Annotated in this window: 3 protein-coding genes and 1 pseudogene; all 4 read left to right on the forward strand. The window is 44.8% G+C overall.

Annotated elements, in window-relative coordinates; genetic code table 11:
• The first annotated feature begins 364 nt into the window (after positions 1 to 364).
• A complete protein-coding gene (locus RT269_RS29675; protein WP_313188106.1) occupies positions 365 to 2,104 on the forward strand; it encodes a cache domain-containing sensor histidine kinase in 1,740 nt (579 codons plus the stop codon).
• Complete coding sequence (locus RT269_RS29680; protein WP_313188108.1) at positions 2,076 to 3,644, forward strand: response regulator; 1,569 nt, start codon at positions 2,076 to 2,078, stop codon at positions 3,642 to 3,644. Before RT269_RS29675 ends, RT269_RS29680 begins: the two co-directional genes overlap by 29 nt.
• Before the next feature lie 103 nt (positions 3,645 to 3,747).
• The gene (locus tag RT269_RS29685; protein ID WP_313188109.1) at positions 3,748 to 5,073 is read left to right on the forward strand and encodes an ABC transporter substrate-binding protein; all 1,326 of its coding nucleotides are present in this window, start codon (positions 3,748 to 3,750) and stop codon (positions 5,071 to 5,073) included.
• A 68-nt stretch (positions 5,074 to 5,141) separates the two neighbouring features.
• A pseudogene (locus tag RT269_RS29690) lies at positions 5,142 to 5,427 on the forward strand (carbohydrate ABC transporter permease); the annotation flags it as partial.

Here is a 5,427-nt window from a genome sequence, read left to right on the forward strand (position 1 = left end):
GGCCCGTTCTAACTGGGTCCGCATTGGGGCTTCGGAGTCTCCTGAAAAATTTGTATGAAAATGATAATCTGGCAGCATGGGGTTCTCCTCTCACAAATTAAATTCATTATAATCAATCTAAGGGAGAAAAGCAACGCAGGGAAGCGGAGTTTTTATCAAAAGGAGTCTGACAAAGTAAAAATAATCACCTTTTCAGCAAAATAATTAAATTTAGTAATTCATCCACCTGGGATATACTTTAAGAAAACCACCGGTTTGAAAGGCTGGGATCATGAACTGAAATGACAATCCCAACTTTCTTTTGACAACCCCTGCCAAACTCGCTAGAATAAGGGTGAAAAATCATATGAATGGGGAGGCTGCTATGGCTGGTCTGATGGATGCATGGAAGAATATGAGGATTAAGACAAAGATCCTGATTCTGTATTTAACGGTCGTATTATTATCCTTTGTAATCACCTTTTCGGTCATATCTGTCATTAACAGCTCCTACACGAAAAGAGAAATTCTGGGAGCAGGCACTCAGACGGTCAGCGCCCTTAAGGGAAATTTGTCCCTGATCTTTGATAATGTGACCCAGTTTTCAAACCTGATCTATTTTGATAGAAATGTTCAGGAAGCTTTAAGAAATGTGGATAACAGAGCCATTGATCCGTCTATCCAGAGAACCATCAAGCAAAGTCTGGTGAATATGATCCTGTCAGGGGAATATATTTCCAGCGTCCTGATTATGGATTCCTATCATAATGTGTACAGCTCCTATAAAAAGACTCCCAAGGGGATTCACGGAGAAAAGATTCTGGAGTCTGAGTGGTACCGGCACTTAAGTGAGCACAGGGGAAATGGTTTTTTTATGAAAGGCAGCGAGGGGGTCATTGAATTTTATGGAGACACCCCTTATATTACCTATATCCGGGAAATCCGGGATGAAAATACATATAAGCCTCTGGCCATCCTGCTGGTCACGGTCAATGAGGAAACAATACGCAATTACTTTAATGGGGTCAGCAATTCCAGTGACAGTGATTTTTATATCCTGGGCGATGAGGATGAATACATTGTGGCCCCCGGGAATCCCGGACAGCGGACCGGCGAAAACCGGCTGGTGATCACCCAGGACATCGGCATAGAAAACTGGAAGCTGGCCGGATCCTTTCAACTGGATAATATGACAGCCATGGCGCCTTATTATTCCACCGTTATCCTATTGATCATGTGTATGAACGTTGCTTTTGTCTTTGTCTGCTCGGTCATGCTCACCCGTTTTATCTTCCATCCCCTGTTGAAGGTGGAAAAGCATATGATGCTTGTGGAAAAAGGCCAGTTTGATGAAATGGAGGTGGACCGGCAGAAAGATGAAATCAATAATCTGAAGCGGGTATTTAATCATATGGCAAGATCCATTAAAAACCTGATCCAAAAGGTGAAGGAAGAAGAGCAGATCATTGCAAAGGTGGAACTGGATCTTCTCCAGGCCCAGATCAATCCCCATTTCCTGTACAATACCCTTGATGCGGTATCCGCTCTTGCTCTCATGCGGGATTATGATAATTGCTTTAAAATGACTCAGGCTCTGGGAAGCTTTTACAGGAACAGCTTAAACAGCGGATTGGATTTTATTACGGTAAAGGATGAAATAAGTTGTATACAAAGCTACTTAACCATCTTAAATATCCGCTATGACAATGAAATAAAGGTAGAGGTGGATGTAGAAGAAGAGGTGAAGGATTGCAGGATATTAAAGCTGCTTTTACAGCCTTTGGTGGAGAATGCCGTCCACCATGGAATCAAGCCCAGGGAAGGAAAAGGAACCATTTCCATCAAGGCTTTTTCCGATGAGGATGAAATTATATTTCTGGTGTCTGATGACGGAGTCGGCATGAGCGAGGAAAAGATCGAAGAAATCATGGAAGGCAGGACAGTGACCGGTAAATCGGGATTCGGCCTTTATAACCTGATGCAGCGGATTACCCTCTACCATGGGATCAGGCAGCCGGTCCTTATCCACAGTGAAATCGGAAACGGAACGGAAATAGCAGTAAGAGTAAAGCAAATGGAAGCAAAGGGGGTGGAGCATGGAGATCAAGGTAATGATTGTGGATGATGAAAAACTGGAACGGGTGCTGATCAAACGGGGATTTCCCTGGGAAGATCATGGATTTTCAGTCATTGGGGAGGCTTCCTCCGGTGCGGAAGCATTGGAATTTATAAAATACCGAAAGCCGGAGTTGGTTTTAACGGATATCAATATGCCCCATATGGATGGGCTGGAGCTGGCGGAACATATTTCAGCTTTGGATGAGAGCATTCATGTAATCATGATCACAGGATACCGGGAATTTGAATACGCCAGGCGGGCGGTAAAGCTGGGAGTAGAGGATTTTCTGTTAAAGCCCATCGATATGAATGAGCTGAAGGAAATCGCTCTTAAGATCAGGGGAAAAATCATAAAGGAAAAGGACCGCCGCAAGGAGGTGGAGATGTTAAAGCAGAGTGTTTCCGCCGACCAGGACATATTAATGGAAAGCTTCTTTCAGCGGCTGGTAGAAAAGCGGACCAGTGAGGAGGAAGCAGAGAAAAAGCTTCTTGCCTATGGCTGTGAAGCGCTGTTAGAAGGGTGCTGCTGCTTAAACCTCCACTTAAAAGAGGAACGGTCTGGGGAAGCGGACGGAAGCCTCCATAAAAGGGCTATGGAGCTCCTAGGCAGGGATCCCATTGATGGAACCATATCCTTTCTTCATTACATGAAAAATATCATCTTGTTTTGTACGGTCAGGCGTGTAAAGGACAGCGGGGAAATTGCACGGCAAATCCATCAAAGGATGAGGGAAAACCGCATTGATTCCACCATTGGCATCAGCCGAATCCATGAAGGCTATGAGGGAATTGCCGAAGCATTTGCTGAATCGGAACATGCCCTCAGCGCATCGGTGCTTTTAGGGGATAACCGGATCATCACGTACGAAGAATATATGCATATTATGGAAAAAAATCCGGATAAGCTGACCTTTGACTGGGAGGAATTCCTTTTTTCCCTGACCAATGGAATTTCCGACAGGGTATCTGTTGCAATCGAGGATTATGTGGAAGGGGTCAGGAACTCAAGGGTAACGGAAGTGGAATATTTAAGGCTTACGGTTATGGATTTAATGTCTAAAGCCGGAAGCACCCTTAATAAGTATGGGGTCAGCTTAGAACAGCTCATAGGAGAAGACCGCCTGTATGAATCCATACAATCCATACAGACGGTGGAAGAGTGCCGTCCGTTTCTGGATGAATCCATCCATATGATTTTGAACTATCATAACAGCAGGAAATCAAAGCAGGGAAATAAGGTAGTAAACGAGGCCCTGGAATATATTGATAAAAACTTTTGCGATCCCGCTCTTACTCTTAAATCCGTAGCATCGGCGGTCTTTTCCAATGAAAGCTACTTAAGCAGGGTATTTAAAAAAGAGGCAGGACAGAGCCTGATTGAATATGTATTAAAAAAAAGAATTGAAGAGAGCATCCGTCTTCTTAATACAACGGATTTCAAGGTATACGAAATAGCAGAAAAGGTAGGATTCCGGGATTCCCATTACTTTGGCATCTGCTTTAAAAAGCAGGTGGGAGTGACCGTTAAGGAGTTTAAGCAAAGGTAGTAAAATTTCTAACCTTTTGGGTCAAAATATTTCATTGAGTTAAAAAAAGAGTTTCGCTATACTGATATCAGAAGGAAACAAAGAAACCCAGGAGGAGATTGAGATGAAAAAAAGCTTATTAAAAAGAGTTTCGGCCGTGGTGCTTACGGCAGCCCTGGCAGCAGGTATGACAGGCTGTGGAAGCAAAGGCAGTGCGGCTCCAACAAACGCCGGCAGTTCAGGGGAGGGAAAGCCGGAAAAGACCGTTTTAAATGTCTGGCACCAGTGGTCCAATGATACCAATGAACTTAAGAAAAAATATGACGAGTCGGTTGCCGCTTACATAGCGGAAAACCCCAATGTGGAAATCAACACCCAGACGCTGGATACGGAGGCTTATAAGACGAAGATTTCCGCAGAGTTTGCAGGAGATGCAAAGGGAATTGATGTGTTTTATTACTGGGGGGCAGGAACCGCAAGAAAGATGATCAATGCGGATAAACTTCTTCCCCTGGATTCCTATATCACAGATGAGGTTAAGGGAAAACTTCTGGAGGGCTCTACGGCCGCTTTTGAATACAATGGAAAAACCTATTCTCTTCCCTCCTTTTCCTGGTACATGACCTTATACTGCAATAAGGCCTTATTTGATCAGGCAGGAGCAGAGCTTCCGGATACATATGACAAACTGGTATCCGCAGTTGAAAAGCTGAAAGCTCTTGATGGGGTGACCCCTCTGGCTTCTGGCGCAAAGGATGGCTGGAATGCGGCATTCATCTATCAGGCACTGGCACTGCGGTCCGTAGGGGCAGAGGGAATCAACAAGATGCTCTCCAGCCAGGCTCCCTTTGAAGGAGAGGGCTACGCGGAAGCGGCAGATAAGGTCCAGGAATTATACAAGATGGGCGCATTTGGAGCCAATCCTCTGGAGCAGAGCAATGATGATGCCAATGCCGCCTTTGGAACCGGAAGGGCCGCCATGAGGCTTATGGGAAGCTGGTTTGCAAATGGCATTTATACAGATAAAGCAGTTACCATCAATCCGGAGGATGTGGTGGCAATGAAAATCCCCATGATTACCGGCAAGGGAAATGAAACCGATTATTGCGGCGGATTCGTAGAATCCTTCTGGGTAAATAAGAGCACGAAGAACCCGGATGAGGCTGCTAAATTCGCAATCTATATAAATGAAAAGATGGGGGAAGCTGCTTATGAGTCAGGTTCAGGGTTCAGCGGATGGAAAACAGAGGTGGATGAAAAGGGCTTAAATCCTCTTTTCGTACAGATCAAGGATCTCCTTTCCCAGGGAAAGACCTCAGTCCTTGCATGGGATACCTCTCTTGATGCGGAACCTGCCACCATTCATAATGAACAGGTGCAGACCCTGTTCGCTCCAGGTGCCGATACGGGTGAGTTTATAAAGGAACATGAAGCAGCTATTAATAAGTAAGTAAGAGCAAAGGGGGTATCGCTTACAAAAACAGGCGATACCCATTTTTTGCCCAAAGGAGATTGACCATGAATAATATGTTGGGAAAAAAGAGCTTTGTGGCCTGCTTTGTGCTGCCTGCGCTCATCCTGTTTATCAGCTTTAGTATGATACCACTTTTTATTTCCGGAGCCTACAGTCTGTTCCAGTACGATGGCATGGGAAAAATGAAGTTTATCGGACTTGGGAATTACATAAGGCTGTTTGCGGAGGACCGCCACTTTGTGAAGGCCGTTTTAAATTCCTTTCTTTTAGTGGGCGCATCCTTACTCATTCAGCTGCCCATCTCCCTTATTCTGGCTATGGTCCTGGCAA

Source organism: Lacrimispora sp., assembly GCF_032078915.1.
GTDB lineage: Bacteria > Bacillota > Clostridia > Lachnospirales > Lachnospiraceae > Lacrimispora.